The 25,737-nt window shown below is 68.0% G+C and carries 32 protein-coding genes; 17 read left to right on the forward strand and 15 right to left on the reverse strand.

Features of this window, described 5'->3' with window-relative positions; translation table 11 throughout:
- Positions 1–63: 63 nt before the first annotated feature.
- Positions 64–1,362, forward strand: coding sequence for an isochorismate synthase (locus AC1ROC_RS14165; RefSeq protein ID WP_256921894.1), 1,299 nt, complete (start codon positions 64–66; stop codon positions 1,360–1,362).
- A 6-nt stretch (positions 1,363–1,368) separates the two neighbouring features.
- Here the strand turns inward: AC1ROC_RS14165 and AC1ROC_RS14170 are convergent, their stop codons facing one another.
- Positions 1,369–2,223 carry a polyphosphate kinase 2 family protein gene (locus AC1ROC_RS14170; protein WP_085368755.1) on the reverse strand — a complete coding sequence of 285 codons (855 nt, stop codon included), beginning with the start codon at positions 2,221–2,223 and terminating at the stop codon, positions 1,369–1,371.
- Positions 2,224–2,264: 41 nt separating this feature from the next.
- On the reverse strand, positions 2,265–4,199 hold the full coding sequence (locus tag AC1ROC_RS14175; RefSeq protein ID WP_493000904.1) for a thioesterase domain-containing protein: 1,935 nt from the start codon (positions 4,197–4,199) through the stop codon (positions 2,265–2,267).
- Between the two features lie 143 nt (positions 4,200–4,342).
- On the opposite strand from AC1ROC_RS14175, the gene AC1ROC_RS14180 reads away from it, so the two are divergent.
- The 3 genes from AC1ROC_RS14180 (at position 4,343) to AC1ROC_RS14190 (ending at position 6,350) form a co-directional block, all read left to right on the forward strand.
- Entirely contained in the window at positions 4,343–4,732 is a 390-nt protein-coding gene (locus AC1ROC_RS14180; RefSeq protein ID WP_493000906.1) for an SHOCT domain-containing protein, read from the forward strand.
- A gap of 233 nt (positions 4,733–4,965) precedes the next feature.
- Positions 4,966–5,649: a GntR family transcriptional regulator gene (locus AC1ROC_RS14185; RefSeq protein WP_493000908.1), complete on the forward strand. Its 684-nt coding sequence runs from the start codon at positions 4,966–4,968 to the stop codon at positions 5,647–5,649.
- On the forward strand, positions 5,649–6,350 hold the full coding sequence (locus AC1ROC_RS14190) for a GntR family transcriptional regulator (protein WP_085368759.1): 702 nt from the start codon (positions 5,649–5,651) through the stop codon (positions 6,348–6,350). The genes AC1ROC_RS14185 and AC1ROC_RS14190 overlap by 1 nt, the downstream gene beginning before the upstream one ends.
- Positions 6,351–6,461: 111 nt before the next feature.
- Here AC1ROC_RS14190 and AC1ROC_RS14195 read toward each other — a convergent pair whose 3' ends face one another.
- The 5 genes from AC1ROC_RS14195 to AC1ROC_RS14215 all read right to left on the reverse strand — a co-directional run bounded on the left by AC1ROC_RS14195 (position 6,462) and on the right by AC1ROC_RS14215 (position 7,993).
- On the reverse strand, positions 6,462–6,761 hold the full coding sequence (locus AC1ROC_RS14195; protein WP_085368760.1) for a Dabb family protein: 300 nt from the start codon (positions 6,759–6,761) through the stop codon (positions 6,462–6,464).
- Positions 6,758–7,021: a glutaredoxin family protein gene (locus tag AC1ROC_RS14200; RefSeq protein ID WP_085368761.1), complete on the reverse strand. Its 264-nt coding sequence runs from the start codon at positions 7,019–7,021 to the stop codon at positions 6,758–6,760. Before AC1ROC_RS14200 ends, AC1ROC_RS14195 begins: the two co-directional genes overlap by 4 nt.
- Before the next feature lie 76 nt (positions 7,022–7,097).
- On the reverse strand, positions 7,098–7,196 hold the full coding sequence (locus AC1ROC_RS14205) for a 30S ribosomal protein bS22 (RefSeq protein ID WP_003792170.1): 99 nt from the start codon (positions 7,194–7,196) through the stop codon (positions 7,098–7,100).
- Between the two features lie 69 nt (positions 7,197–7,265).
- The gene (locus AC1ROC_RS14210; RefSeq protein ID WP_493000913.1) at positions 7,266–7,460 is read right to left on the reverse strand and encodes a helix-turn-helix domain-containing protein; all 195 of its coding nucleotides are present in this window, start codon (positions 7,458–7,460) and stop codon (positions 7,266–7,268) included.
- 104 nt (positions 7,461–7,564) lie between these two features.
- Complete coding sequence (locus tag AC1ROC_RS14215; RefSeq protein WP_085368763.1) at positions 7,565–7,993, reverse strand: ArsR/SmtB family transcription factor; 429 nt, start codon at positions 7,991–7,993, stop codon at positions 7,565–7,567.
- 65 nt (positions 7,994–8,058) lie between these two features.
- On the opposite strand from AC1ROC_RS14215, the gene AC1ROC_RS14220 reads away from it, so the two are divergent.
- From AC1ROC_RS14220 to AC1ROC_RS14230, 3 genes are all read left to right on the forward strand, one after another.
- The gene (locus AC1ROC_RS14220; RefSeq protein ID WP_085368764.1) at positions 8,059–9,495 is read left to right on the forward strand and encodes a TrkH family potassium uptake protein; all 1,437 of its coding nucleotides are present in this window, start codon (positions 8,059–8,061) and stop codon (positions 9,493–9,495) included.
- A complete protein-coding gene (locus AC1ROC_RS14225) occupies positions 9,488–10,159 on the forward strand; it encodes a potassium channel family protein (protein WP_085368765.1) in 672 nt (223 codons plus the stop codon). Before AC1ROC_RS14220 ends, AC1ROC_RS14225 begins: the two co-directional genes overlap by 8 nt.
- Before the next feature lie 360 nt (positions 10,160–10,519).
- Positions 10,520–11,341: a putative endonuclease domain-containing protein gene (locus tag AC1ROC_RS14230; protein ID WP_493000916.1), complete on the forward strand. Its 822-nt coding sequence runs from the start codon at positions 10,520–10,522 to the stop codon at positions 11,339–11,341.
- A gap of 42 nt (positions 11,342–11,383) precedes the next feature.
- On the opposite strand, the gene proC is transcribed toward AC1ROC_RS14230, so the two are convergent.
- On the reverse strand, positions 11,384–12,232 hold the full coding sequence (gene proC / locus AC1ROC_RS14235) for a pyrroline-5-carboxylate reductase (protein ID WP_434951440.1): 849 nt from the start codon (positions 12,230–12,232) through the stop codon (positions 11,384–11,386).
- Positions 12,233–12,255: 23 nt separating this feature from the next.
- On the opposite strand from proC, the gene AC1ROC_RS14240 reads away from it, so the two are divergent.
- Entirely contained in the window at positions 12,256–13,218 is a 963-nt protein-coding gene (locus AC1ROC_RS14240) for a cation diffusion facilitator family transporter (RefSeq protein ID WP_493000918.1), read from the forward strand.
- A complete protein-coding gene (locus AC1ROC_RS14245; protein WP_493000920.1) occupies positions 13,215–13,907 on the forward strand; it encodes a glutamine amidotransferase-related protein in 693 nt (230 codons plus the stop codon). Before AC1ROC_RS14240 ends, AC1ROC_RS14245 begins: the two co-directional genes overlap by 4 nt.
- 42 nt (positions 13,908–13,949) lie before the next feature.
- On the opposite strand, the gene tadA is transcribed toward AC1ROC_RS14245, so the two are convergent.
- Entirely contained in the window at positions 13,950–14,417 is a 468-nt protein-coding gene (gene tadA / locus AC1ROC_RS14250) for a tRNA adenosine(34) deaminase TadA (RefSeq protein WP_493000922.1), read from the reverse strand.
- 41 nt (positions 14,418–14,458) lie between these two features.
- Between tadA and upp the strand changes: the two genes are divergently transcribed.
- Together upp and AC1ROC_RS14260 are read left to right on the forward strand one after the other, a co-directional pair.
- Positions 14,459–15,091, forward strand: coding sequence for a uracil phosphoribosyltransferase (gene upp / locus AC1ROC_RS14255; protein ID WP_168688561.1), 633 nt, complete (start codon positions 14,459–14,461; stop codon positions 15,089–15,091).
- Positions 15,092–15,531: 440 nt separating this feature from the next.
- Entirely contained in the window at positions 15,532–16,272 is a 741-nt protein-coding gene (locus AC1ROC_RS14260; protein WP_493000924.1) for a winged helix-turn-helix domain-containing protein, read from the forward strand.
- A gap of 81 nt (positions 16,273–16,353) precedes the next feature.
- On the opposite strand, the gene AC1ROC_RS14265 is transcribed toward AC1ROC_RS14260, so the two are convergent.
- The 5 genes from AC1ROC_RS14265 to AC1ROC_RS14285 form a co-directional block, all read right to left on the reverse strand.
- Positions 16,354–17,181, reverse strand: a complete 828-nt coding sequence (locus AC1ROC_RS14265; RefSeq protein WP_168688560.1) for an ABC transporter permease — start codon at positions 17,179–17,181, stop codon at positions 16,354–16,356.
- Entirely contained in the window at positions 17,178–18,194 is a 1,017-nt protein-coding gene (locus AC1ROC_RS14270) for an ABC transporter ATP-binding protein (protein ID WP_493000927.1), read from the reverse strand. Before AC1ROC_RS14270 ends, AC1ROC_RS14265 begins: the two co-directional genes overlap by 4 nt.
- A 151-nt stretch (positions 18,195–18,345) precedes the next feature.
- Entirely contained in the window at positions 18,346–19,020 is a 675-nt protein-coding gene (locus AC1ROC_RS14275) for a PadR family transcriptional regulator (protein ID WP_493000929.1), read from the reverse strand.
- A 131-nt stretch (positions 19,021–19,151) separates the two neighbouring features.
- Entirely contained in the window at positions 19,152–19,307 is a 156-nt protein-coding gene (locus AC1ROC_RS14280) for a hypothetical protein (RefSeq protein WP_168688558.1), read from the reverse strand.
- Between the two features lie 47 nt (positions 19,308–19,354).
- Positions 19,355–19,684 (reverse strand): hypothetical protein, encoded by a 330-nt coding sequence (locus AC1ROC_RS14285; protein ID WP_493000931.1) that lies wholly within the window; start codon positions 19,682–19,684, stop codon positions 19,355–19,357.
- Between the two features lie 215 nt (positions 19,685–19,899).
- Here AC1ROC_RS14285 and AC1ROC_RS14290 point away from each other — a divergent pair, with 215 nt between their 5' ends.
- From AC1ROC_RS14290 to AC1ROC_RS14315, 6 genes are all read left to right on the forward strand, one after another.
- On the forward strand, positions 19,900–20,277 hold the full coding sequence (locus AC1ROC_RS14290) for a DUF7882 family protein (RefSeq protein WP_493000933.1): 378 nt from the start codon (positions 19,900–19,902) through the stop codon (positions 20,275–20,277).
- A gap of 48 nt (positions 20,278–20,325) precedes the next feature.
- Positions 20,326–20,880 carry a MarR family winged helix-turn-helix transcriptional regulator gene (locus AC1ROC_RS14295; RefSeq protein WP_085368780.1) on the forward strand — a complete coding sequence of 185 codons (555 nt, stop codon included), beginning with the start codon at positions 20,326–20,328 and terminating at the stop codon, positions 20,878–20,880.
- 32 nt (positions 20,881–20,912) lie between these two features.
- On the forward strand, positions 20,913–21,413 hold the full coding sequence (locus tag AC1ROC_RS14300) for a MarR family winged helix-turn-helix transcriptional regulator (protein ID WP_168688557.1): 501 nt from the start codon (positions 20,913–20,915) through the stop codon (positions 21,411–21,413).
- A 436-nt stretch (positions 21,414–21,849) separates the two neighbouring features.
- Positions 21,850–22,218, forward strand: a complete 369-nt coding sequence (locus tag AC1ROC_RS14305; RefSeq protein ID WP_256921899.1) for a MarR family winged helix-turn-helix transcriptional regulator — start codon at positions 21,850–21,852, stop codon at positions 22,216–22,218.
- 84 nt (positions 22,219–22,302) lie between these two features.
- A complete protein-coding gene (locus AC1ROC_RS14310; protein ID WP_168688555.1) occupies positions 22,303–24,621 on the forward strand; it encodes a transglycosylase domain-containing protein in 2,319 nt (772 codons plus the stop codon).
- A 171-nt stretch (positions 24,622–24,792) separates the two neighbouring features.
- Positions 24,793–25,293 (forward strand): TetR/AcrR family transcriptional regulator, encoded by a 501-nt coding sequence (locus tag AC1ROC_RS14315; RefSeq protein WP_247597273.1) that lies wholly within the window; start codon positions 24,793–24,795, stop codon positions 25,291–25,293.
- Here AC1ROC_RS14315 and AC1ROC_RS14320 read toward each other — a convergent pair.
- Entirely contained in the window at positions 25,283–25,723 is a 441-nt protein-coding gene (locus AC1ROC_RS14320; protein ID WP_493000935.1) for an SRPBCC family protein, read from the reverse strand. The two genes, AC1ROC_RS14315 and AC1ROC_RS14320, sit on opposite strands and share 11 nt — an antisense overlap.
- Positions 25,724–25,737: the final 14 nt, after the last annotated feature.

A 25,737-nucleotide genomic window follows, 5' to 3' on the forward strand; every position in this document is an offset into this window, starting at 1 on the left:
AGCCCCGACAACCCCCAGCCCGCGCGCATCCGGCGCCCAGCATCCCGGGCGTAGGCTGATCGGGTGACAGCAACAGCGACCACGCCCCGGACATCGAGCGCAACGGCACTCCTGGTCGAGACCACCCCCATCGACGACGTTCGTCAGCTCATCCCTTTCCTCGACGCCAGGCACCCGCTGCTGTGGCTCCGCAAGGGAGAAGGAATGGCGGGCATCGGCGAGGCGCTGCGGCTCGAATTCTCCGGCAACGACCGGATGCGCGCTGCCGCCGCCGCATGGAGAGAGGTCGTCTCGCAGGCGTCCGTCACCGACGCCGTCGGCAAGCCGGGCACCGGGCTGGTCGCGTTCGGCACGTTCGCCTTCGCCGATGACAGCACAGCGCCGAGCGTGCTGATCGTGCCCGAATTCGTGATCGGCCGCCGCGACGGGCGCAGCTGGATCACGCGCATCCGTCCGGCAGACGACGCAGACGGCGACGGCACCGGCGCACAGGGCGCTGGCGCAGCCGCGTCGCGGCTCCCCCGCCCCACTCCGTTCGGCGACGAGTACCGCCTCACCCTGCTTCCCGGTTCGCTCGGCAAGGAGGGCTACCGCGCCGCCGTGCAGGCTGCCGTCGACCGCATCCGGCACGGCGATCTGCGCAAGGTCGTGCTCGCCCGCGATCTCACCGGCCACCTCCCGCACGAGTCCGACGTGCGCCGCGCGCTGGTCGAGCTGGCGCTCGGCTACCCGGAGTGCTGGACGTTCGCTGTCGACGGCCTCGTCGGCTCCTCTCCGGAGACCCTGGTGCGCGTCGACCACGGCACCGTCAGCGCACGCGTGCTCGCCGGCACCATCTCCCGCGGGGCCGACAGCGTCAGCGACCACGACGCCGCCGTCACCCTGGCCAGCAGCACCAAAGACCAGGACGAGCACCGGTACGCGGTCTCGAGCGTCGTCGACGCCCTGCGTGAGCACAGCGCGGATCTCGCGGCGAGCGACCTGCCGTTCACGCTGAAGCTGCCGAACCTCTGGCATCTCGCGACCGACGTGCAGGGCACCCTGAGCGACGGGTCCAGTTCGCTCGACCTGGTCGACGCCCTGCACCCGACCGCTGCTGTCGCCGGCACCCCGACACGGGATGCGATGGCTGTCATCCACGAGCTCGAACCGTTCGACCGCGGCCGGTACGCCGGCCCCGTCGGCTGGGTCGGCGGAGACGGAGACGGCGAGTGGGCCATCGCGCTGCGCTGCGCTCAGGTCTCCGAGTCCGGCGACATCACGGCATATGCCGGCGCCGGCATCGTCGCGGACTCCGTGCCGGAGCGGGAGCTGGTCGAGACGACGATGAAGTTCCGTCCGGTGGTCGAAGCGTTCGGCTGATCGGCGCTAGGACGCCGCGAGCCTCCTCTTCTCCTCCTCCACGTCGTACTCGGGCGCTGGCCAGTCGAGGTTCATGCCTTCCAGGGCATCAATGAGCAGGTGCTGCACCGCCAGCCGGGCATACCATTTGCGGTCGGCGGGAACCACGTACCACGGAGCGCCGTCCGTCGAGGTGCGGTCGAAGACCACCTGGTACGCCGCCTGGTACTCGTCCCAGAGTTGCCGCTCGTCCACATCCCCCGGGTTGTACTTCCACTGCTTCTCCGGCCGCTCCAGCCGGTCGGCCAGGCGGGCGCGCTGCTCGTCCTTGCTGAGGTGCAGCATCACCTTCACGATCGTGGTCCCGCTCTCCCGCAGTTCCTCCTCGAAGCCGTTGATCGCGCCGTAGCGCCGCTCGATCTCGTCGGCGGGGGCCAGCTGCCGCACCCGCCCGATCAGCACGTCCTCGTAGTGCGAGCGGTCGAAGACCCCGACCTGGCCTGCGGACGGCACCTCGCGGTCCACGCGCCAGAGGAAGTCGTGCGCCAGCTCTTCCGGCGTCGGCTTCTTGAACCCGGCGTACCGCACCCCGCCGGGGTTGACCGCCCCGACGACATGGGAGACGATGCCGCCCTTGCCTGCCGTGTCCATCGCCTGCAGCACGAGCAGCAGGCTGCGCTTGTCGCCGACGGTGCCCGCCGCGTACAGCCGCTCCTGGAGGTCGGCGAGGATCCCGGCCCCCTCGGCGAGCGCCAACTCCCCGTCGGACTTGTGCCCGTCGAACCCGGGCTTCGCCGCCGCATCCTGAGCGTCCAGCCGGAAACCGGGACCGACGCGCAACGCGTCCTTCGGGTCCGTCGTCCAGTACCCTTCACGACCCACGGTGACCTCCTCGTTCGCGTGGGCCTCATCCTACGACCAGGTCAGCGACGGGATGCGGTGTCCACGACAGGGTCGAACGCCGAGGGCGGGTAGAACACGACCGTCGGCGCCGCTCCGCCGGGGAACGCATCCTCGAACTCCGCCTCTGCAGCAGCGTCGTCGAACGAGACGTCGAGGATCTCCCTCCACTGCCCGTCCGCCATCTGCTGCACCGTAGCCTCCCAGGTGACCCCCGGCGTCTCCTTCGCCTGCAGCCGGAAGTGGATGCCCACCGCCCTGCGGCGCTTCAGGAGCGACAGCAGGCCGCGGTAGACGGCGAACCGCTCCACCGTGGTGAACCACGGCTTCAGGCTGCGCACGAGCACGTCGGCGTTCCAGAGGATCGTCGTGGCGAACCCCGCCCGCGACTGGTAGACGTCGACCGCGATAACACCCGGGATGCGCCGGAGCGTCTGTCGGAGCGTCCCGCGCGTGATCCCCTCCTGCACCGTGCTGTGCAGGTAGAACGGCACGGACGGCTGCGGACCGAGGCCGCCCGTGCGCAGCATGGCGTGGTCGACGACGGTCTGGCCCTGGCCGAAGTACACCGCGAGCTCGTCGAGCATGGACGCGACGAGCGCATCCGGTGACTGCTCCTCGATGGCTTTCGCCGTATCCGCGTACGCCGTCGACTGGTGCAGCGCGCCGAGCCGGAAGCCGACGGGGAGCAGCGGGCCGGCCTTCACCGTGACGAAGCGGTCCGTCCCCTGCGCGGAGAGCGGCGGGCGCACCGGGTTCTCCCTGCCGTCGATGCGCGGGACGATGTCGAGCACGTGCTCGATGGCGAGCACCCGAACACCGTCCGGGATGTGCACCCGCCCGAGCGGGGTGCCCGCCACCACGAGATGCGCCACGGTGAGGCCGGCGCGGGTCGCACGGTCGGCAACCTGCGCCGCCACCATGCCACCGAGGCTGAACCCGGCGAGCAACACGGGCTCGCCCGGTCGGATGCCCGCATGCAGCATCGTCGCGATGGCGGCGCGGGTGGCGGTCGGCTCCTGCTCTGCGCCGATCACGAGATCGGCGGTGAGGTCGTTGGGGGCGGCGCCGGCACGCGGGTGCCAGGACTTGGTGCTCGGGAACTGGACGATCCAGTGCCGCAGCCCGTGCGCATCCACCCGGCTCGCCACACGGATGAGGCCCACGTCCGCCCGGTCGTCGAGGTCGGGGTCGCAGAGGTCGTCGATCTCACGCTGGCTGAGGAACACCTCGCGCAGACTCCGGATGCTGTGGCGGCGGAGCGCGCCGGCGGCCAGCCCCGGATAGCCGAGCGGGTCGGGATACGGCTGGAGGTCGAGGCCAAGGAGTCCCGCCGGCACATCCACCAGCCCGGGGGACGGCGTGTACTCGCGGGGCGCCTGCGGGTCGCGCCACCAGTCGAGGAAGTCCAGGATGTGCGGGAACGCCCCCGAGAGGAAGGCGTCGTAGCGGAGGATGTCCGCGTCGTGGCCGTCGCGCAGCAGCCCGCGTCTGCGCCCCAGATTCACCACCTTGCGGAGCACGGCGGGAAGCGTGAACACCGCGAGATAGGGGCGGGCACGCCAGCGCGCGGAGAACAGCCCGGCGATGCTCGTCGCCAGCAGTAGCGGTCCGAACAGCACCCCGGCGAGGCGCGCGACGCCGCCGACGAGCCGCGGCGCGAGCTGCAGGTAGAGCGAGCTGCCCGCGAGCCGACGCGACCGGCGGTTCGCCGGCGGCAGCAGCCGGAACGGGTACGGGATGCGCTGCGCCAGCACGATCGCGAACCACACCCACGCGATCCCCGCCCAGAGCAGCCAGGCGACCAGCGCGACCACGGCGACCGCCACACCGAGCACCAGCAGCACGAGCCCGGCGGCCACGGCCACCGGCACCCCGACCACCAGCCAGAGGACGAACAGCGCTGTCGCAGCAGCGCTCCTGCCGCGCCACGTGTGCGGTGGGATCTGCGGCAGCATGGCGTCAGCCTAACCCGCTGCCTCCGACAGGCGGTGTCCGCAATGTATGCATTGGATTGGTTTTGCTAGCGCCGTGCCCGACGCGAGCACTAGCGTGTGCTCAGATGCCGCACCGGGCGGCTCGTCGGAAGGGCAGTCAGACCATGTGGAACAACTTCTGGAACGTCATTTGGCTCATCTTCTGGGCCTTCGCGTTCATCGCATACCTGTTCGCACTGTTCGCGATCATCGGTGACCTGTTCCGCGACCGTAAGCTGAACGGCTGGTGGAAGGCAGTCTGGGTCATCTTCCTGATCTTCCTGCCCTTCCTCACGGCGCTCGTCTACCTGATCGCGCGCGGCCGCGGCATGGCGGAGCGGCAGGCACGGGATGTGCAGCAGGCCCAGGCGCAGGCGGACGACTACATCCGCCAGGTCGCCTCCGCCTCCCCCGCCGACGACATCGCCAAGGCCAAGCAACTGCTCGACCAGGGCGTCATCAGCGCCGGAGAGTTCGACGCGCTCAAAGCGAAGGCGCTCGGCAACAAATTCTGATCGGCACGCTTCGAGTCCATCCGGGCGCGACGTCCAGCAGGTCTGGACGCCGCGCCCGTCGTGCGTTGGCGCCCCCGTAAGCTATACTCATATTTGACATGGGAGACTTCACAGTGTGAACTTCCCGCATCCATCACCACAGCGATCTGCATCCCAGACGCTCCGATCCCACATCCGCGACATTCGTTCTCGCAATGGCTTGAATTCGAACTCGGCGGATGTAATATTCATGTATGCCTGTACCCATTACCGAGACCGTCAGCCCACGACGGCTCATCAGAGACGAAGTTTTCCTTCGCCTGCTCGACGCGATCGTCGACGGCGATCTCACCCCCGGCGAGCAGCTCTACGACGCTGAGATCGAGAAGTGGGTCGGGGTGTCCCGCACTCCGGTGCGCGAGGCGCTGAACCAGCTCGCGTCCATGGGCCTCGTCGAGATCATGCCGCAGAAGCGCACGCGCGTCACCCCGATCGACACCGTCCGCCTGCGCGGGCTCATCGAAACGGTCGGCACGCTCCTCCACGGCGTCGTCCGCGACTCCACCGCCCTCCTCACCGACGACGACAAGGCCACGCTGCGCGACTTCGCCGCCAGGGCCACCAGCGGAGACGACCTCGGGGCGCTCATCCGAGACAAGTCGTTCGCCGACGACTTCATCAACGTCTACGTGCGCAGGCTCGACAACAAGACCGTCGCCCGTCTGCTCAACCGCCACCTTCCCGAGATCCGCCGGGCGCTCATCGCGGCCCCCAGCACCAGCGCCTTCGAGGCGAGCCTGCCGTACCTCACCACGATCGTGGAGGCGTCCGTCGCCGGCAACGCCGACAAGGCGGCCACCGCCGTGGACGGCTACTGGTCCAAAGCACTCGCTCAGCTCGTCGACGAGTTCGCCGCGCTCGAGAAGAAGGAGAACTGATGCCGCTCCCCGTCAAAGACACCGCGCCGGTCGAGCGTCAGCTCCTCCGCGATGTCGTGTACAACCGTCTCTACGACGGCATCCTCGACGGCACGCTCGAACCGGGTGAGACCCTCCTCGACGAGAAGCTGACCGCCTGGCTCGGCGTCTCCCGCACCCCGATCCGCGAAGCGCTGATGAAGCTCGCCGAGATCGGACTCGTCGAGATGGCCCCGAACCGGTACACCCGCGTCGCGCCGATCGACATGCGCGCAATCGACGAGGCCGTCTACATCTCCGGGCTCCTGCACGAGCGTGCGGCGCGCAACGCGGTCCCCGCGCTCGACAACGCGGCGGTCTCACGGCTCGACAAGCTGGCCAAGGAGGCGAAGAAGCTCGCCAAGTCCGGCGACCTCCCCGCACTCGGGCACGCGCTCAACGAGTTCTTCCTCGAATTCGAGCGGAACACCGGCAACGACGTCCTGGTGAGCGTGAGCGAGGGCCTCAGCCCGCAGCTGCTGCGCTACATCAGCGTCTGGCAGCGCCCGTTCGACACCGACGACCTCCCCGCGCGCATCGCGGAGATCGCGGCGGCGGCGAAGGAGCGCGACGGCGAGAAGGCCGGCGACCTGGTCAAGGCCCTCTACGCCCCCTCGCACGCCCAGTTCCTCGCCGATTACCGGCGCACGGACGCCGAGATCGACGACACCCCCATCGTCTAGCTCCGGCTCCGGCTCCGGCTCCGAATAATCGAGTCCGGACTTTTGCACGCGACACCCCGTGTCAGCCGTGCATAAGTCCGGACTCGATTGTGTTTCGGCCGAGGTCAGGGGTCAGACGAGGAAGTCGACGGCGGAACGACCGCCGACCACCGACCGGATGTACGCGGCGACCCGCTGGTGATCCGGGTGGTCGACGTAGCGCTGCAGTGCATCCTCGTCGGCGAAGTCGCTGATCAGCACGACGTCGAAGTTGTCCGCGCTCAGCGCGTTCACCCCGACCTCCAGCGCGAGGATCTCCGGGATGGTCGCCGGCAGCGACTCCAGGCCGGCCTTCACGGCCGCGGCCTGCTCCGCACGCTCGGAATCATCCGAGGTGGCGAGCTTCCACGAGACGACATGGCGAATGGTCATCGGACCTCCAGGAGTGCGGTGCGGAGACGCGCAGGATCGACGCGCCAGTAGGTGTGGACCCTGCCATCGACGAGCACCACGGGGATGTCCTCGACGTACTGCGCGTGCAGCTCGGGCTCCTCCAGGATGTTCCGCTCGTCCACCACCACGGTCGGCGCTCCGGGAGGCAGGTCGCCGATCACGGCGCCGATCACCTCACGGGCGTCATCGCAGAGGTGGCACCCCGGCTTGCCGATCAGGGTGAGGGAGACGCTGGACACGCATCCAGCCTATCCGGATGCGGGCAGCAAAAAGCGTCGGTCCCGAGGGGCCGACGCCTGAGCTGCAGACCGAGGTCTACTTCTTGTTGCGACGCTGGTGGCGCGTCTTGCGAAGAAGCTTGCGGTGCTTCTTCTTCGCCATACGCTTGCGACGCTTCTTGATAACGGAACCCACGTAGACCTCACAAAGTTAGGGGGCTGGCCGCGGAATGCGCGGCGACACAAGCCAACAGTCTACCCGACGTCACGCTGTGTCGGCGACGTGATTCTCAAGAGCCTGTGTTACGGCCGATTCCGGCACCCGGAAGGAGCGCCCGAAACGGATGGCGGGGAGTTCCCCCGAGTGCACAAGGCGGTACACGGTCATGCGGGAGACGCGCATCATGTCGGCCACCTCGGCGACCGTCAGGAAGCGCACATCCGAGAGTTCGCGTGCCATCTGCCAAGTCCTTCTTCTGCTGTCATGGTACTCGTGTGACACGAGTGGTGACACGAACTCTAGAACCCGCCGGGGCTCGCAGACAAGTGGAGGTCGTGCAGTGGTCAGTCGCGACGCCATTTGCGGGGCGTCACGCGCTCTACGGCGGTGGTCACCCGGTGGCCGGTGTCGGCGAGCACCTTGCCGACCGTGCTCGCGAACTCACGCGTCTCGTCGGCCAGCTGGTCTTCGATCGCCGCGAGGTCGACATCGGATGCCGTGAAGGGAATGACCCAGTCCTCGACGGCCTCCAGGGGTGCAGCATCCAGCCGGTAGTAGCGGTGCTGTCCCTCCTCGCGCACCGAGACGAGCCCGGCCTCGCGCAGCACCTTGAGGTGCTTGGAGACGGTCGGCTGGCTCAATTCCAGTGTCGACACGATCTCGGAGACCGATATCTCTCCGGAGGAATGGACATCGTCGGCATGGCGGTCGAGAAGCACTCGCAGGATGTCGCGCCGCGTCGCATCCGCGATCACGTCAAAGATGTCGGCCATCACCCCAGGCTAGTCACTCGCCCAGCGGAGTACCATGTCCCAAGCTGTCGGCGGGAGGAACGGTCATGCGAGCGACACAGACGTCCGGGCGGATGAGCCTGACGCCGGCCGGTCGGATGCGCGACGGCATCAACGGTTTCGCGAGCAGGAGCCCTTCGCGGTTCGCGATCCTCGTCTTCACCCTGCTGATCCTGGTCTTCACGCTGCTCTTCTCGCTGCCGATCGCCACCACAGCCCGGTCGACCACCCCGCTCGCCGACGCGCTCTTCACCGCGGTCAGCGTCATCTGCGTGACCGGACTCTCCACCGTGGACATGGCGACGCACTGGAGCGTCTTCGGCCACCTGCTGGTGTTCTTCGGCGTGCAGATCGGCGCGGTCGGCGTGCTGACGATGGCGAGCATCCTGGGCCTGGTGGTCTCGCGCAAGCTGGGGCTGCGCGCCAAGCTGATGGCCGCGAGCGACAGCAACCCGCTGCGCATCCACGCCGGCCCGGTGGCAGAAGGACAGGCCGTTCGGCTGGGCGAGGTGGGCAAGCTGCTCATCACGGTGGCCCTCAGCATGGTGGTGATCGAGGGCGTGGTCGGGCTTCTGCTGCTGCCCAGGATGCTGATCGCCGGGATCCCGTTCGGCACGGCGCTCTGGGAGAGCATCTACTACGCGGCGATGGCGTTCACGAACACCGGGTTCACGCCCAACGCGGAAGGTCTCGCCCCGTTCGCCGAGGACTTCTGGTTCCTCGGCGCGCTGATGATCGGCGTCTTCCTCGGGGCGATCGGCTTCCCGGTGATCCTCGCCATCGCGACGAACCTGCGCAAGCGTCGCCGCCGCTGGTCCATCCACGTGAAGCTGACGCTGGTGACCTCGGTGATCCTGCTGGTCGCCGGCGCCGTGCTCTACATCGTCCTCGAGGCGGACAACCCGAAGACGTTCGGCCACCTGGATGCCGGCCACACCGTCTTCCAGTCGCTGTTCCTGTCGACGATGGCCAGGTCGGGCGGGTTCTCCACGGTGCCGATCGACGACCTGCACGGCTCGAGCCTGCTGGTGACCGACATGCTGATGTTCATCGGCGGCGGGTCCGCATCCACGGCCGGCGGCATCAAGGTGACGACCCTCGCGGTGCTGTTCCTCGCGGCGTTCGCGGAGGCGCGCGGGGTGGAGTCGATGGATGCGTTCCGTCGCCGCATCCCGATCGACGTGCTGCGGCTGTCGGTGGCTGTGGCGCTGTGGGGTGCCACGATCGTGGCGGTGTCGAGCATCCTGATCCTGCAGATCACCAAGGCGCCGCTCGACCACGTGCTGTTCGACGTGATCTCCGCGTTCGCCACATGCGGCCTGTCGACCGGCCTGACGGAGAAGCTGCCGGATGCGGGGGTGTACGTGATGGCGGCCACGATGTTCTGCGGGCGCGTTGGTACAGTGACACTCGCCGCGGCGCTCGCCCAGAGCCAGCGCAAGCAGCTGTACCAGAACCCTGAGGAGAGGCCGCTCGTTGGTTGACCGGATCAAGCACAACGCTCCCGTCCTGGTGATCGGGCTCGGCCGCTTCGGCGCAGCGACGGCGGGAGAGCTCGACCGGCTGGACCGCGAGGTGCTCGCCATCGACACGGACGCCGGGCTGGTGCAGAAGTGGGCGGACAGGGTGACGCACACGGTGCAGGCCGACGCCCGCTCGATCGAGACGCTGCGCCAGATCGGGGCGGAGGACTTCTCCATCGCCGTCGTCGCTGTCGGCTCGTCCATCGAGGCGAGCGTGCTCATCACCGCCAACCTGGTCGACCTCAAGGTGCCGCAGATCTGGGCCAAAGCCATCTCGCAGTCGCACGGCAAGATCCTGGAGCGCATCGGCGCCAACCACGTCATCTACCCCGAAGCGGAGGCCGGCGAGCGCGTCGCCCACCTGGTCTCCGGCCGGATGCTCGACTTCATCGAATTCGACGACGACTTCGCCCTGGTCAAGATGTACCCGCCGAAGCCGATCCGCGGCATCAACCTCACCGAGTCCGGCGTACGCACGAAGTACCACATCACCGTCGTCGGCGTGAAGAGCCCCGGCAAGCCGTTCACCTACGCGACGGCGGACACCGTGGTCTCCAACCACGACCTCATCATCGTCTCCGGCTCCTCCTCCGACATCGAGCGCTTCGCCGCCCTCGACTCCTGACCGGCGCCGCGCCTGCCGCGCCGCCCCAACCCCGCGCCGCTCGGCCCTGCTCGGCTGCTGTGCCGAAGCCGTTGAGCCGGGACTTGTGTACGCGACACACCGGCGCTAGGTGTGCATAAGTCCCGGCTCGATGGCTGGGTTGTGGACAACCTCAGGTGGGGGCCGAAGCGCCGGCAAGGTGGGGGGATGGAGCGCGGAACAGACCGAACAGCCGGAACAGCGGGACTAGGCGAAACAGCGGAGCTCGGCGGAGAACTCGACGCAGCGGGGTTCACGTACGCGAGGGCCAGAGCGGCAGGATACAGTCGGCGCCGGGTAGACCATCCTGATCTCCAGCGGCCGTTCCGCGGGGTCCGGACAGTGGATGCCGACCCCGACGACCACATCGAGAAGTGCCGGGCCTATGCGGCGCAGCGGCGGCACGGCCACTACTTCAGTCACGAGTCCGCGGCACTGATCCACCGGATGCCGCTGCCGTATCGCCATCACCCGAGTCGCGTGCACTTCGCCGTGTTCGCACCCCACTGGCCGCCCCGGATGAACGGGGTTGTTCCACACGAGTTGAAGAGTTCCGGCCACCGCGTCGTGACTGTCGACGATCTGGCGTGCGTCTCCCCCGAAGACACCTGGGCTCAGCTTTCGGAGCGACTCGATGTGGCGGAGCTCGTCGCGATCGGTGATTTCCTGATCACGGGCGACGAGCCGTATTCCGGTCAGCCCAGCCCGCTGGGGCGCGCCGAGTTGGAAAGGGCTGTTCGGCACCACGGGCGGCGGCGCGGCGTGCAGTCGCTCCGCGTCGCTGTCGAGCTGGTCCGCTACGGCTCTCTGTCGCCGCAGGAATCCGTCCTGCGAGTCGCGCTGGTCCGCGCTGCACTTCCGGAGCCGGAGCTCAACTTCCGCGTGACCCACGGCGGCCGACTTGTCGCGATGGTCGACCTCGCGTATCCGGAGGCGCGGACGGCCATCGAGTACCTCGGTGACCATCACCGCACGGATGCCGACCTCTACCGGGCAGACATCCACCGGCGCGAGCGTCTCGCATCCATCGGCTGGAACACCGTCTTCATCACGGCTGCCGACCTCGCGGGACCGGTCCCCCGCGCTGTCCCACTCATCCGCGCGGCTCTCAGGCGATCGAGCCGGGACTTATGCACGCCCGAGCCCGGCGTGTCGCGTGCATAAGTCCCGGCTCGATGGCTGCGGAGCGGAGACGGCGGCCGCAGGTCAGGAGGCGGCGAGCTCGCGGGAGCGGGCGAGGGCGGCGTCGGTGGCGCGCGTGAAGAGGGAGGCGAGGTCGGCGTCGGCGAGGACGGCGATGGCGCGCTCCGTGGTGCCGCCGGGGCTCGTGACGCGGCGGCGGAGCTCTGCGGGGTCCTCGCCCGAGGAGACGAGGAGCTCGGAGGCGCCGAGGAAGGTGCCGTTGACCAGGGTCGCCGCCTGCTCCGGCGTGAAGCCCTTGGCGACGGCAGCGGCGGTCAGCTGCTCGATCAGGAAGAACACGTATGCGGGGCCGGAGCCGGAGATGGTGCCGAGCGCATCCAGCTGGGATTCGGGGACCTCGACCACTTCGCCCACCGTCTCGAACAGCGTGCGCACCAGCGCGAGGTCGTCCGGCCGCGTGCGGTTGCCTCCGCTGATGCCGGTGACCGCCTTGCCGACCACCGCTGGGGTGTTCGGCATCGACCGCACCACGGTCACGGTCTGCGGCAGCAGCGACTCGAACGTCGCCGTCGTCACACCGGCCGCGACGCTCACGACCACGGCGCCGGGGGTGAGGGATGCGCCGATCTCGCGCAGCAGGTCGGGCACCATCGCCGGTTTCACGGCCACGATGACGATCTCGGCGCCGTCCACGGCGAGGCGGTTGGCGTCGGCCTTGGTCTCGGTGGCGTACGCGGTCACCCCTGCTGTGCCGGAGAGTTCCGCGGCGCGCGCCGCCGAGCGGTTGGTCACCCGGATGCCGCCCTGGACGGTGACACCGGGCGCGAGGAGACCGCTGAGGATGGCGCGGCCCATGGAGCCTGCTCCGAGCATGGCGATCGTCGGGAGCGTGACGTTCTGCGTGTCGGTCATGCTCGCCATCCTAGGATGTTGCCATGAGCGCATCGGGTGGAACCAGGGCAATCGTCGCGGCCTTCGCCGCCAACCTCGGGATCGCCATCACGAAGTTCATCGCGTGGGCCTTCTCCGGCTCGTCGTCGATGCTCGCGGAGGGTGTCCACTCCGTGGCGGACTCCGGCAATCAGCTGCTCCTGCTGCTCGGCGGACGCCAGGCGAAGAGGAAGGCGGACAAGGAGCATCCCTTCGGCTACGGCCGCGAGCGCTATGTCTACGCGTTCGTCGTCTCGATCATCCTGTTCTCGGTCGGTGGCGTGTTCTCCCTGTACGAGGGCATCGAGAAGCTGACGCACCCGCATCCACTCGAGAACTGGTGGCTTCCGCTGCTGGTGCTGGTCATCGCGATCGGCCTCGAGTCGTTCTCGCTCCGCACGGCGGTGCACGAGTCCCGCCCGCACAAGAAGAGCATGTCGTGGCCGCAGTTCATCCGCCGCGCCAAGGCCCCCGAGCTGCCGGTCGTGCTGCTCGAGGACGTCGCCGCGCTCACCGGTCTGGTGTTCGCGCTGCTGGGCGTCGGCCTCACGATCATCACGCACAACGGGGTGTGGGATGCGATCGGCACGCTCCTCATCGGCGCGCTGCTGATCACCGTGGCGGTCATCCTGGGCATGGAGACGAAGAGCCTGCTGGTGGGCGAGGGCGCGAGCGACGAAGACGTCGCGGCCATCGAGAAGGCGATCCTCGACGGCGACGAGGCCGAGCGCATCATCCACATGAAGACGCTGTACCTCGGGCCGGACGAGCTGCTGGTGGGCGTGAAGCTCGCGATCTACGGCGAGCGCAGGCTCTCCGAGGTCGCTGCGGCCATCGACAGCGTCGAGCGCCGCATCCGTGCCGCCGTGCCGTCCGCGCGCGTCATCTACATCGAACCGGATGTGTGGATCGACCCCAACGAGAAGCACCCGGCCACGGACGCCATCGTCATCAAGGGCCTCGAATGACCCGCCGCGCCGTCGTGCTGCAGCACGACCCCACCATCCACCTCGGCAACATCGGGCCGGTGCTGGCCGAGCACGGCTACGAGGTCAGCGTGGTCGACGCGACGACAGAGGACCTGACGGCAGTGGATGCGGAGACGGCCGACCTCCTCGTCATCCTCGGCGGCGAGATGGGCGCATACCAGACGCGCGAGTTCCCGCACTTGGCGCACGAGCAGGCCCTCATCAGGCAGAGACTCGACACCGAGCTCCCGACGCTCGGGGTGTGCCTCGGCGCGCAGCTCATGGCCGGCGCCCTCGGCGAGCGCGTCTACAAGGGCGGCACGATGCAGATCGGCTTCCGCAGGGTCGAGCCGACGGCGGCGGGAGCGGAGTCGCCGATCAGGCACTTCGACGGCGTCCCCGTCGTGGAGTGGCACGGCGACACGTTCGACTTGCCGGAGCGCGCGACGCTGCTCGCCTCCTCGAGCGACTACTCCAACGAGGCGTTCGCGATCGGGGACTTCGCCCTCGCCGTGCAGTTCCACCCGGAGGTCACCGACGAGATGCACGAGCGCTGGGTGTCCGACGGGTACAACGAGCTGGACGAGCACGCGATCGACCCCGACGCCATGCGCCGCGAGCAGTACTCGGCGGCGATGCAGGCCGCATCCCGTGCCGCGTTCTCGGAGTGGCTGGCGCAGCTACCGTAGCGCGCCGCCGCCTACGCCCGCGCCGCGCGCGCCGCCGCGCCCTCAGCGCTTCGCGCGGAAGAAGTCCAGCAGCAGGTCGGCGCAGTCCTCGGCCAGCACACCCGCGTACACCTCGACCCGGTGATTCAGCCGGCGGTCGCGCAGCACGTCGTACACCGACCCCGCCGCCCCCGCCTTCTCGTCCCAGGCGCCGAACACCACGCGCGGCACCCGGGCGGCCAGCACGGCGCCCGCGCACATCACGCACGGTTCGAGGGTGACGACGAGCGTGCATCCCTCCAGGTGCCAGTCGTCCCTGGATGCTGCTGCCTCGCGCAGCGCGAGCACCTCCGCGTGGGCGGTCGGGTCGTTGTGCAGCTCGCGCTCGTTGCGGCCGGTCCCGATGACCTCCCCGCGCTCGTCGACGACCAGAGCGGCGACCGGGACGTCGCCGGTGTCGAAGGCGAGCCGCGCGTCGGCGATGGCGCGGCGCATCCACTGCTCGTAGTCGTCGGGGACGGCCAGACTCACGCGGGCTCCTCACGGGGGAAACGTCGGTTAGCCTTGAGCCTATGCGAGTGCACGTTGCCGACCACCCCCTCATCACCCACAAGCTGACGGTGTTGCGCAACAAGCACACCCCGTCTCCGGTGTTCCGCGCGCTCACCGAGGAGCTCGTGACACTGCTCGCGTACGAAGCGACCCGCGCCGTCAAGGTCGAGCCGGTCGAGATCGAGACGCCGGTCACCACCACCACGGGCGTCACCCTCAGCGAGCCGCGTCCGCTGGTCGTCCCCATCCTGCGTGCAGGACTCGGGATGCTCGAGGGCATGGTCCGCCTGATGCCGACCGCAGAGGTCGGCTTCCTCGGCATGGCGCGCAACGAGGTGACGTTCGAGCCGACCACGTACGCGGAGCGCCTCCCGGACGACCTCTCCGACCGCCAGTGCTTCGTGCTCGACCCGATGCTCGCAACGGGAGGCTCGCTCGGCGCCGCCATCGAGTTCTTGTTCAAGCGCGGAGCTGTCGACGTCACCGCCATCTGCATCCTCGCCGCCCCGGAGGGCATCGCCGCCCTGGAGAAGGCGACGGAGGGCCGCGACGTGACCATCGTGCTCGGCGCCCTCGACGAGCGCCTCAACGAGAACGGCTACATCGTGCCCGGCCTCGGCGACGCCGGTGACCGCCTCTACGGCACGGTCTGACCCGTCCACCCCTGCTGACGGCAGCCACGAATGCGACAGAGACGTCGCAACATTCCGTAATGATTTGACACGGGCCGTCACGGGACGCTTTACTTCAATGCATGACTGACAACTCGCGTACCCTGACCTCCTTCGAGGCCCCTGGGGATGCCGGCATGATGATGCCCGGCCGCGACTCGGTCATGTGTTGCCGAATGTGTCGCTAATCTGACGACCCTTCGCCGAGCCAGCCGCCCGCCGACCCACTGAGTCGGGACAGGGCTACCAGCTCCCCGGATGCGCCACACTCACGCATCCGCACACCGGCCGCTCTCAGGCCCAACACACACTCGCGAATCCTCGCACCCCGCCACCTACCTGTACACGTCGAACGTTTCGACGCCACCGGGGACGCCGTATCCGGCAGGGGATTCACCGCATCATCGCAAAGGACCCATCCCATGTCTCTGGCAACCATCGACACCGCGTACTCCCCCAGCCGTCACCTCGCAGCAGCCCCGGCTCCCGCACCTGCGGTTCCGACGCCGGCCGCCGCCCCCGCCGTCCCAGCCACCCAGATCCGCGCCGTGCCGAACGGCACAGAGGCCCGCGGATTCGTCCTCTATGTCGGCATCGACGAGGCCAAGGCCGCAGCAGCCGGCACCGATCTCGGCCGCATCGTCGAAGCCCTGAAGCGCCTCACCGCCGAGATCGCACCGTCCGCCGAGACGTACGCCGCCGTCGCACTCGCTCCAGAAGGAGCCGGTGGACGCGACGTGGATGTCGTCCGCCTCGCCCTGCAGGACCCCTCCGCCATCGCCAAGCACCGCCACCAGGTGACGCCGGACGAGGACGAGGACCGCGCATCCGGTGGCGTCGTCGTCGACATCTCGCGCAAGCGCCTCCTCCTCGACAACCAGACCGCCGCGCTCACCTACAAGGAGTTCGAGCTCCTGCAGTACCTGGTGCTGCGCGAGGGCCGCACCATCGAGCGCGCCGAGCTGATCTCGTCGCTGTGGGGCTCCGCGGACGACGAGGTGCCGAACGAGCGCACCATCGACGTCCACGTGCGCCGCCTGCGCTCGAAGCTCGGACGGTACGAGGACATCGTCCGCACCGTCCGCGGCGTCGGCTACCGCTTCGACCGTCACGCCGACGTGTCCATCCGGCACGCGTCCGCCCCCTCCCCCGACCTGTTCTAAGCCGCCACGCCATCGAGTCCGAAGTTCTTCACGGTGCCACTCGGCGTGGCACGTGAATAACTTCGGACTCGATTGTTCGGGTCAGGCGGAACGCTGGTAGGCGCGGAAGGCCGAGGTGGCGAGAGCGGCCATCACGACGGTGAGCGCGGCGAGCAGGCCGACGTGCAGCCAGAGCGACGGCCAGTCGGGATGCGCGGAGAGCGCCTGACGGCCGACGATCACCGCCCACTCGAACGGGTTGTACGCCGCGACGTTCTGCACCCACTCCGGGGAGAGCTTCGTGTTCATGATCGCGGAGCTGAGGAACATCAGCGGCAGCGTGATCAGCTGTGAGATGCCGATCAGCGCCGTCTGCTCCTTCGCCAGCAGCGCGACCGCGTTCGAGAGCGAGCAGAACACCGCCGTCAGCAGCACGACCGCGAGCAGCAGCAGCACGATCCCGGTGAACCCGCCCTCGAACCGTGCCCCGGCCCAGAACGCGATCCCGAGCACGACGAGCGACTGCACCACGGCCAGGATCGACTGGTAGACGAGGGTGGACACGATCATCGCCGGACGGCTGGTCGGCGACGTGAGGAACCTGTCCATCACACCGCGCTGCATGTCCTGGATGTAGACCGTGCCCGACCACGCGCTGCCGAACAGCGCCATCATCATCACGATCCCGGGCGTCAGGAACTCCAGATAGCTCTGCCCGTTGCCGAAGCCCGGGATCTGCACGACAGCCTTGAACAGCTGCCCGAACAGCAGCAGCCAGATGATCGGCTGCACCAGGTTCATCACGAGGAACACCGGCATCCGCCAGGCAGCGCGCAGCAAGCGCGCGGTCAGCACGGCGGTGTGGGTGAAGAACGACGGCCCGGACGCCGTGCGCTCCGAGTGGATCCTGGTGGGGGCGATGGCGGTCATGATGCGTTCTCCAATGCTGCGTCCTGCGCGGTCTCCTGAGCTTTCGTGAGGGTGCGGCCGGTGTGCCGCAGGTAGACGTCGTCGAGGCTCGGCCGTGCGACGGTCGCGGACGCGACGGCGACGCCTGCTGCCTCGAGCGCTGCGAGCGCGAGCGGAAGCGTGGCGGCGCCGCTGTCTGCGCGGGCGCGCAGGGTGCGGCCGTCGCCGCCGACCTCGCTCAGCGCATCCACTCGTCCGAGGGCGGTCAGGGCGGCGAACGGGTCGCCGTCTGCGGTGAGCTCGACGATCACGGCGTCGCCGCGGAGGTCGTTCTTCAGCTCCTCCGGGGTCCCGGCCGTCACGACCGTTCCCCTGTCGACGATGGCGAGCCGTTTGGCGAGCCTGTCCGCCTCCTCCAGGTAGTGCGTGGTGAGCAACACGGTCATGTTCTCGAACGCGGTCATCCGCTCGATCTCCGCCCACAGTTCCGCTCGTGCCTCCGGGTCGAGGCCGGTGGTCGGCTCGTCCAGGAACAGCACCGCCGGACGGTGCATCAGGCCGATGGCGACGTCGAGCTTGCGGGACATGCCGCCCGAGTACGTCTTCACCTGGCGGCTGGCGTGCTCCGCCAGACCGAACCGGCCGAGCAGCTCTGCGGCCCGTGCGCGCGCATCCCGACCGGACAGGCCCTGCAGCCTGCCCGCGAGCACCAGGTTCTCGGCGCCGGTGTCCGTCGGGTCTGCGACGGACTTCTGCGCCACGAACCCGATCGAACGGCGCACCCTGCCCGGATGCCTGGCCACGTCGATGCCCGCGACGATCGCGCGGCCGGAGTCCGCACGCGCGAGCGTCGAGAGGATCTTGATGGTGGTGGACTTGCCTGCGCCGTTGGGGCCGAGCAGCCCGAAGACGGTGCCGGTCTCAGCGGTGAAGCTGAGGCCGTCGACGGCGCGCACGGGCGGCTTGCCCCTTCCGGCCGGGTAGGACTTTCTGAGATCGTCGGCGATGAGCGCCGACGGATATTCGGTTGTCACGATGGCTTCCTTTCGAGTGAAGCCGTTCGTGAGAGACCCGCGCGATACCATTGGAAATGGACCCTCGGTGACTGTTGACGCAGGTTCCTCACGGAACGACTGGGGTTTGGATGGCCGGAGAGTTGCCGCTCTCCGGCCATCGGTTCGTTTTCTAGCCCAGCAGGTCGGCCACCTCCTGCCCGAAGTCGCCCGCCGACACCCTCTGCTGGATGTCGGCCATGCTGAGTCCTTCGCGGAGGAGCGCGTGCAGCCCCTCCCACATCTGCAGGCCGCCGATCGACCCGTCCCGGATGCGCGATGCGAGCCCCGCGATGTACGCGCGCTCCGCATCCAGCACCGCCTGGCGGTAGTGGAACTCGATCATGAACAGCTCGGGGAGGCTGTCGCCGATCTCGTCGAGCTGGCGGTGCCGGGAGGCGATCTCGTCGTCGAGCCGCTCCACCCGCTTCTCCAGGAGTTCGAGCGCGGTCTGCGGCGGGAGCATCGGGAGGAGGGAGAGGCCGGTCTCGATGGCCGGGTACTCCTTGACGGGGGTGTCGATGAGCTCACTCAGCCACTCGTCGGCCTCGCGACGGCCCGCGTCGGTGATCTCGTAGACCACGCGCTCCGGGCGGTTGCCCTCCCGCTCGGTCTGGGTGGCGATGATGAAGCCGTGCTTCTCCAGCGACTTGATGACCGCGTAGAGGGAGCCGAAGTTGAGGCGGATGCTGTCTTCCTTGCCGCGCTCGCGCATGGACGTGGTCATCTCGTACGGGTACATCGGCCGCTCCCACAGGCAGGACAGCACCGCGAGGGCCAGCGGGTTCGAGATCGCGCGTTTAGACATGTTCACCTCCGAATACTTTGTTTAGAGTATTCGCTTCCGAGTGCTCTGTCCAGCATGCCGGTGAACACGAAGAGCGGGCCTCCCCCGCGACCGTGGTCGCCGGGGAGGCCCGCTCTGTTCGTACGGTGCGCTCAGGCCCTGCTGTTGCGTCGGATGAACCCGACGATCGCGGTGATCACGAAGAAGACGAGACCGAGGATCGCGAGCCAGAGGAGTCCCTTGATGGCGAAGCCGAGGACGGCCAGGATGGCCCAGACGACGAGCAGGACGATGATGAGGGCGAGCATTTCGAGGTGATTCCTTCTAGGTTGGGGACGGTTGGGAGGTCGGAGAGCTAGTGGGCGGCCGTGCCGCGCAACGTCCAGCCGGCGCGCGGTGCAGCATCCGGAGTCGACCAGGTGCGGTAGACCGCGAGCTGAGCGTCGGCGAGGGTGGCGAAGACGCCCAGGTCGCGGCCCGTACTGCTGGTGGCGACGAACCCGTCACGGCTGTGGTCGACCATCCCGAGGTAGGCGGATGGAGTCTCGGCGACCCAGAGTCCCGCCGTGGGGATGCGCCAGGTCACGCACTCCGTGCCTCCCGCCGGCTGGGTGGCGCCTGCGGCGTCTGCTGCGTCCAGAGAGGGTGCCGCCATCGGCGCCGGTGCGTCTGTCGCGATCGTCATGGTGTGCCCTTTCGAGCTTCTCGGTGATGGATAACTAGATTCTCTAGATAGTCCGACGCTGAGACAAATTTGGCCAGGGGGGTTGATTCACGGCTCCGGATACGCTAGTAGCTACAGCAATGAATATTCCCGAACATGCGTAGCTAGACGATCTAGTAATACGCTATCCTCGTGTTGTCGCCATGATGGGCGCACGACGAGATGGGGAGCGTGTCATGGGTGTGCTGGTGTACGACGGCGAAGGATTCGAGTTCGAGGATCGGGTCCTCGCCCATATCCAAGCGGTTATCACGGTCAAACTGAGGCGCAGGGAGCCGTTCCTGTTGAGCTGGACCACGGAGCATTCGACGCCGGGCAGGCACTCGGTCTGGATCGACAACGCCATCCCGCTGCGCTACGAGTTCAGCCGGGACTCGGCCGACCGCCTCAACGACGCGTGGCTCGAGCTGATGATGGAGATGGCCAGCAGGTCGGCCGGAGTCGTCGTTCCTCCGGAGCCCGTCGAGGTCACCTCGCTGTCCAAGCGCAGGCAGCGCACCCCCGCGGCCGCGCTGATAAACGCGTCGGCGATGGCCACGCCGGTGGCGGTCTAGCGGGCATCGCTAGATTGACTAGCTTGTAGTTGGTCTATCATCTAGTGCATGACGACGAACAAACAGGGTTCGACGCCTCATTACTGGTACGGACCGGAGGCGGAACGGGAGAGAGCCGTGGCCGTCCTCGAAGCCATGCGAGCGTACGGAGCCGCTGACGCGGCCATGCAGCGACGCTCGGAGCAGGCGATGCGGATGAGCGAGAACGACATCTCGGCGCTCCGCTACCTCCTCCGGGCGAACGAGCGCGGCGTCAACGTCGGGCCGAAGGAGCTCGCCGACTACCTCGGCGTGCAGAGCTCCTCCATCACGATCCTCCTGGACAGGCTCGAGAAGGCCGGGCACGTCCGGCGCGAGCCGAGCCCGTTCGACAGGCGCGCGCTCATCATCGTGCCCACCGTTCCGACGGACGAGCTGCACAAGGCCATTCTCGGCGACATCCGCGAAGAGCTGGTCGAGGTCGCAGCCTCCCTCTCCGACGAGGACGCGGACACGATCGTGGACTTCATCGACCGCCTGCGCGACGCCGTCGACCACATCGACAGCGCGCGCCCGGCCACGGACCGAGCGGGCGACAGGACCGCCGACAGGGCGAAGCACTGACGTCGCGACACGCCGGGTAAACTGGCGGTCGTATGCCCGAACACCCTTGGTTTGAAACGGCGCCTGCCAGCACGGTGCGCGTCCTCCGCTCGCTGCGCACCTACCGCGCCGTCGAACAGGCGATGCGCAGACGCACCCGCGAGTCCATGAAGATGGGCGAGGCCGATCTGCGCGCACTGCGCTTCCTGCTCCGCGCCGAAGAAGAGGGCCGGCTGGCCACGCCCGCCGATCTCGCTGCCCTGCTCGGCATGAAGTCGTCGTCGATCACGATCATGCTCGACCGGCTCAGCGCATCCGGGCACATCCAGCGGGCGCCGCACCCGAACGACCGGCGAAGCATCGTCATCACCGCCACCCCCGGCGCCGACGTAGAGGTCAGAGAGACCCTCGGGCAGATGCACGACAGACTGTTGGCCGTCGCCGCGTCGCTCGACGAGGATCAGGCGCGCGTCGTCAGCGCGTTCCTCGGGCGCCTCACCGAGACCCTCGACCACCTGAACGAGGACGCTGAGCCGGCTCGAAAGCGCACATAGAAAATTCGCAGCAAAAATAACGAACAGATAACTAGATCCCGTTACCTCTTCGTTATATAGTTCAAGAGCGTTAGTTGTTTGCTGTGGCAGCCAACGCGGAATGTGATTGCAGGACACTCTTGGTGCAAGGGAGAGGGCCGGCCGCTAGCCTCTGCGGGCGGCCCTCAATCTGTTAACGCCGGTCCCGCCACATCCAGGATCCCGTGCTGGCACGGATGGAACTGTCACCGGTTGGTGGAAGGATGCGAATGCATCGAGCATTCGTCCCACCCGAGGAGGCAGCAGCATCATGCGTACAGAGGCGCAAGCGAGCACCGGCGAGCGAACCGGCACGCACGCCGGAACCGGCGAGCGGACGGGCGACGCGCGGCGCGCGGCTGCGCGCGTCAACGCCGTGTCGGCGTGGGAGTCGCTGTTCCGCGCCCAGGTCGCCGTGATGCGCACCCTCGCCGCCGAGTTCCCGACCAGGGACATCTCGTTCAACGAGTACGACGTGCTGTTCAACCTCTCCAGGCAGCCCGACCGCTCGCTCCGCCTGCGCGATCTCAACAAGCACGTGCTGCTCACGCAGCCCAGCGTGAGCAGGCTGGTCGACAGGCTGGTCGCCCGCGGACTCGTCGCGAAATGCCCGGAGCCGTCGGATGCGCGCGGCACGGTGATCCGGATGACGGACTCCGGCTTCGAGATGTTCCGGCGGGTCGCCGTCGAGCACATGCGGACGATCACCGAACGCGTCGGCGGACGGCTCGACCCCGCAGAGCTCGACCGCCTGGCCGAGCTCTGCGACAAGCTCCGGGACGAGTGACACGGTCCATCCACATCCCGTGCTTCTCCCCAACCTGACGGGTGTCCCGGTGAAACCGCCAACCTCGCCGCGTATCATGACGCCATGAAATCTTCGGGTCGCAGCAAATGGGGATGGGCGCCCGCGCTCCTGGGGTTCGTGGCGCTCAGCGCCGTCGCGGGGGTGCTCGGCGCCGCCGCCGTCACGCCGGCCGTCGCGCTGACCGGGTCGGCAGCCGACTCGACAATCGGCGTCTTCGACGGCCTCCCCGAGTACATCAAAGTCGAGCCGCTCGCGCAGGCATCGACGATGTACGCGAAGTCCGGGGGCAAAGACGTGCCCATCGCGACCTTCTATTCGCAGAACCGCGTGGAGGTCGGCTGGGACGACATCTCGCAGAACCTCAAAGACGCCGCCATCGCCACGGAGGACCCGCGGTTCTACGAGCACGGCGGCGTCGACGTCACGGGCACGATCCGCGGCGCGATGCTCACGGCCCTCCACAAAGACGTGCAGGGCGGATCGTCGATCACGCAGCAGTACGTCAAGAACATCCTGGTGCAGCGCTGCGAGAACAAGCAGCCGGATGTGACGGCCACGGCCGCCGTGCAGAAGAAGCAGCTCACGGCATACGAGTCCTGCTACAACGACGCCACAGAGGTCGACCCGGTCCGCAAGCTCAAGGAGATGCGCTATGCGATCGGTCTCGAGAAGGAATACACCAAGAACCAGATCCTGCAGAGCTACCTCAACATCGCTCTGTTCGGCGGCCGCACCTACGGCGTTCAGCAGGCGGCCGAATACTATTTCGGCGTCTCTGCGAAAGCTCTCAACCTGCAGCAGGCCGCTACGCTCATCGCCATCCTGAACAACCCGGACAACCTGCGCATCGACAAGCCGACCAGCAAGGAGAACGGCGCGGCCGACGGATACAAGGAGACGCTCGACCGCCGCAACTACGTGCTCGACCGGATGCTCGCCAACGGTAAGATCACCACGGCGGAGCACGACGCGGCGAAGGCGACCAAGGTCGAGCCCAAGATCACTCCGGTGCAGAACGGCTGCATGACGGCCCAGCAGTTCAACGCGGCATTCTTCTGCGACTACGTCGAGCGCCAGATCGAGAACAACGCGATCTTCGGCAAGACGAGCGACGACCGCTCCGGCTTCCTCAACCGCGGCGGCCTGAAGATCTACACCACCCTCAACCTCGACCTGCAGGGGGCGGCCCAGGCATCCATCGCCGCGTACATCCCGCCCGCGAGCCCGTACCTCGACCTCGGCTCCTCCAACGTGTCGGTGGAAGTGGGAACGGGACGCGTCGTGACGATGGTGCAGAACCGGCCGTACGACAACACCGCGGCCCCGGCTCCGGCGACCACGGCCGTCAACTACAACACCGACTACGTGGATGGCGGGTCGGAAGGCTTCCAGACCGGTTCGGCGTACAAGGCGTTCGACCTCCTCGAATGGCTGCAGGAGGGTCATTCGCTATACGAGTCCGTCAACGGCACGCAACACCTGTTCCCGCAGTCGTCGTTCCACTCCAGCGATCCGTGCCAGGACATCGGCGGAGCGCCGTGGCCGGTCTCGAACGACGAGGGCGAATCGGTCAGCAGCACCACCGTGATGAACGCCACGGCGCAGTCGATCAACACGATCTTCGCCCAGATGGCCACCAAGCTCGACCTGTGCGGCATCAAGCAGCGCGCGCAGGATCTGCTCGTCCACGGCGCGGACGAAGAGGCCAACCGTTTCATGGCCAACCCGTCCTCCGTGCTCGGCACCAACTACATCGCCCCGATCACGATGGCCACCGCGTACGCGGGCATCGCCAACAACGGCGTCGCCTGCAGCCCGATCGCCATCGACAAGATCCTGAACGCTGACGGCACGGAGCACGCAGTTCCGAAGACGCAGTGCTCGACCACACCGATCGATCCCGGTGTCGCGGCCGCCGCGATCTTCGCGCTGCAGGGCGTGCTCCGCGGAGGAACGGCCACCTCGGCCAACCCGAACGACGGCATCCCGATCTTCGGCAAGACCGGCACGACGGACGACTCGCTGGAGAACTGGCTCGTCACCTCCACCACCAAGGTCGCCCAGGCCACCTGGGTCGGCAACGTGGAAGGCGCGGTCGCGCTGCGCAGCCAGTCGTTCAACGGCATTGGAGGCGGCAACGTGAAGTTCGCCATCGCCAAGCCGATCCTGGCCGCGCTCAACGCCGTCTACGGCGGGACGGCGTTCCCCGGGCCGGATGCGAAGTTCACGAAGGCTCCGCCTGCGCCGAAGCCGCCGACGCCGACCGCACCCACCGCTCCCGCTCCCCCCGCGGGCGGCGGCAACGGCGGCCAGGGCAACGGCGGCGGCCCCGGCAACGGCGGTCCTGGCAACGGCGGCGGCAACCCTCCAGGACGCGGCTGACGCTGCCCCGAAAGCGATATTGGGATTCCGGTTTTTATACCCTGATTTGCCTTCCTTCGTGAGCGGCGGCTCGCTTATGGTTATCGCGTGGGACGTACACCAGACCCCAGCCGAAAGCCAGAGCTTTTGGGCCGCATCATGGAACATGTTGCGACCGAGCCTCTGTCGCGGATGACCTTTCGCAGTCTGGCGAGCTCCCTCGGGGTCAGCACGTACTCCTTCGTCTACCATTTCGGCTCGCGTCAGGGCATGATCGACGCCATCCTCGAGGAGGGTGTGCGCCAGCAGTCCGAGGCGGCCGTCGGCGTCGACATCGCCGGTTTCGACCGTCAGCAGTTCGCGGACTGGTACAGCGAGGCCTTCCGCCACTCGCTCCGCGAGGGCAACCGCACCGGCCTGCGCCTGCAGTTCGAGGCCGGCGCGCTCGAACCGATCGACCCGGAGATCGGCACACGCATCACCACGTCGTTCACCGACTGGCTCGCGGTCGTGCAGCGCTGGCTCACCAGCAATGGCGTCGAGAAGCGGCGCGCCGCCGTGCTCGCCCACTGGCTCGCCGACACCGCGGCCGGTCTCCACTTCGGCTATCTGCTCACCGGTGACAAGGAGAAGACGGTGTCCGCGTTCGACGTGTTCATCGGCGCGTACCTGAACGAGGCGATCACGGCTTAGAAGCTGCGCGCTCCGCGACCGCCTTCACACCGGCGAGCATCGTCGTCCAGTTCTCCCGGGAGTGCTCCGCTGCCTCCGCTGTCGGGTTGTTGTCCTGGTCGAGCGTGACGTGAGTACCGGTCGGCGTCTCATCCAGCTCGAACCGCAACGAGTGGTAGTTCTCCGGGACGTCGTCCAACCCGCTCAGCGGGCTGAAGTGCGTGAGCACGATCCTGCTCGGCTCCTGCAACTCGATCACGCGCCCGTGATCCTCGAACGTCTTCCCGTTCCACTCGCCGCGCCAGACGATGCGGCTCCCGATGCGCCAGTCCGACTGCACGTCGGCGCCGAACATGATCTCCGGATGCGCACCGTTGGACGTGAGCACCCGCCACACCGTCGAACGCGGCGCGCGCACATCCACTTCGGCCCGTGCGACGTAGCTGCCCATGACCGCCTCCCCGG

Source organism: Leifsonia sp. GW821-FHT13C05 (assembly GCF_058806515.1).